This window comes from Massilia sp. CCM 8734 (assembly GCF_011682155.1).
GTDB classification, from domain to species: domain Bacteria; phylum Pseudomonadota; class Gammaproteobacteria; order Burkholderiales; family Burkholderiaceae_D; genus Telluria_A; species Telluria_A rubra.
On the sequence record NZ_WHJI01000107.1, the window covers coordinates 1 to 2,188 of the forward strand.

2 protein-coding genes are annotated in these 2,188 nt (G+C 64.4%); both read left to right on the top strand.

Annotated elements, in window-relative coordinates; translation table 11 throughout:
* Positions 1–113: 113 nt before the first annotated feature.
* Positions 114–1,874: a hypothetical protein gene (locus F2P46_RS35520; protein WP_166899195.1), complete on the top strand. Its 1,761-nt coding sequence runs from the start codon at positions 114–116 to the stop codon at positions 1,872–1,874.
* Positions 1,875–2,188 (top strand): hypothetical protein (locus tag F2P46_RS35525; RefSeq protein ID WP_166899197.1); only part of this gene is annotated, 314 nt, incomplete at its 3' end.

Consider the following 2,188-nt stretch of genomic DNA (forward strand, 5'->3'; position numbering starts at 1 on the left):
GCCCACAACGCGCGTTCCTGCTTCGCCTGGCGCGAACAGGCCCTTGGCCTGCGCGAAGCCTATGTCGGCCTGCAAGCCGTGATGAACGGCGGTCAAGTGAAGGATGTCCCCGAGTGAGCCCCCCAATCAACCTGCGCAAATTCGGTGGCCTGCTGCCGCGCGTGCCGCTGACCGATCTGCCCATCAACGCGGCCGCAGTCGCCGAAAACGTCGACTTCGGCTACAACGAACTGCGCTCGCTGCGCGGCGACTTCAAGTTGCGCGACCTGGCGATCGCCGCGCGCTCGGTTTTTAGCGTTGACGGCTTGCGCTTCTACGTGTGGCCCGAGGACGTTGACGCCGTTATCAGCCCCCTGCAGAATGGCCCGGCCAGCGACCGGCTGTACTACACCACCGGGAGCGACTTCCGCGTGGCGCCGATCTCGCTGGCCACCATCAGCGGCGCGCCGCCGTCGACCAGTTTTCGCGTCGGCGTGCCGCGGCCAATCACGCCGCCCCGCATCAACGTCGAGCACCCGGTTGCACCGAAAGGCCCAATCGCCACCGTGGAGGCCACGCCGGCAGACACCTATCAGGCACGCCTGACGGCCGCGCAGCTGTCCGCGGATGCAACCTTCAAGTCGTCAGTCGTCACCGGCACTGAAAACCGCACCTACACCTACACCTACGCCAACGTGTACCAGGAGCAGGGCCCGCCCAGCGAAGCGGCGATGATCGAGGTGAAGGCGATCACGGTCGCCGGCGTGACCACTTCCAGCAAGGTGACGGTCGAAGTGACGTTCGACGGGACCGGCGACTACGTGCCCATCACCGGGGCACGGCTGTACCGCCAGGGCGGGGCAAGCGAGGAATACTTTTTTGTAAAAACCATCAGCGGCACCGAGGGCAAGGTGCAAACGATCGACACGACCGGCGCCGGCGCGCTGAACGAGGTCCTGCAAAGCGAGAACGCCTACCCGCCCAGCCCGCAGCTCACCGGCCTTTTCAACATCGGGAACGGCATTCTGTGCGCATGGAAGGGCCGCGAACTGTGGTTCAGCGACGCCTACCGCCCATGGTCATGGCCTCCGGCCTACATGATCACGGTCCCGCACACGATCGTTGGCGCCCATCTGCACGCCGCCGGCGCGCTGGTGACGACTGTCGCCGAGCCGTCGCTGATATCCGGGGTAAGTCCGGACGCGATGGCCGAGATCCCGCTCGACATCGCGCACGCCGGCGCGTCCAAATGGTCGGTGATCAGCATCGCCGGCCGCGCGCTGTACGCCTGTCACGATGGCATTGTAGCGGTGGAAGGCAGTTCGCCAAGTATGGCGCTGTCCGATCGCTTTTTTACGCGCGAGGTGTGGCGCGATCGATGCGGCGCCGGCCTGGCCAGCATGCAGTTCGCCCGCTACGATGGAAAATTGATCGTCTTTTCCAAGACCGGCGCTTTCGTGCCGTTCATGATCGATCTGTCCGAAGGCGGGGAAATGACGGACTTGCCGCAGCTGGTGGCCAGCACTGCCGCCGTCCTCACGACGTCGGACCAAATGTACGTTGTGACGGGAACGACCCTGCGCCAGTTCGGTGGGGGCAGCATGCTTCCCCTGCGATGGGCAACCGGGGACATCGTGCTTGCCGCGCCGGCCGCGCTGGCGGTCGCCCAGGTTGAATGCACTGGCGACTTCACCATCCGGTTCTACCAGAAAGACAGGCTGGGATACACCAAGACCGTCGGGAGCGGGGAGACGACTTTCTACCTTCCCACCGAACCACGCGACGGCCATTCTGGCCTTGAACCCTCCGACAGGTGGAAGTTCGAGATTTCCGGCACCGGCCGATTCAAACGGCTGCGGGCGGCGGCGTCCATCCGTGGCTTGAAGGACATCTAAATGACTGTATCAGTACCACCAATTTCCACCGCGTCCATTCTGGCCGTCAAGGACCCGCAAACGCGCGAGGTGCTGCGCGCCATGGCGAGCGGCATCGCGGTGCGCAATGGCGATGTCGGTTCGGGTGACGACGCGTTTCTGACCTTGGGCGACTTGCAAAACGATCCGTCCATCGCCGGAAAGCTGGCAAAGTCGCTGGCGGGGCCGATCATCGAGGGCGTGGGCAAGCCGGGTAGTCCGATGTTCGACCTGGCGGAAAAGCTGCAGGACAAGATCATGGCTTCGCCGGCGTGGATCAATATGTTCTCGGCCGT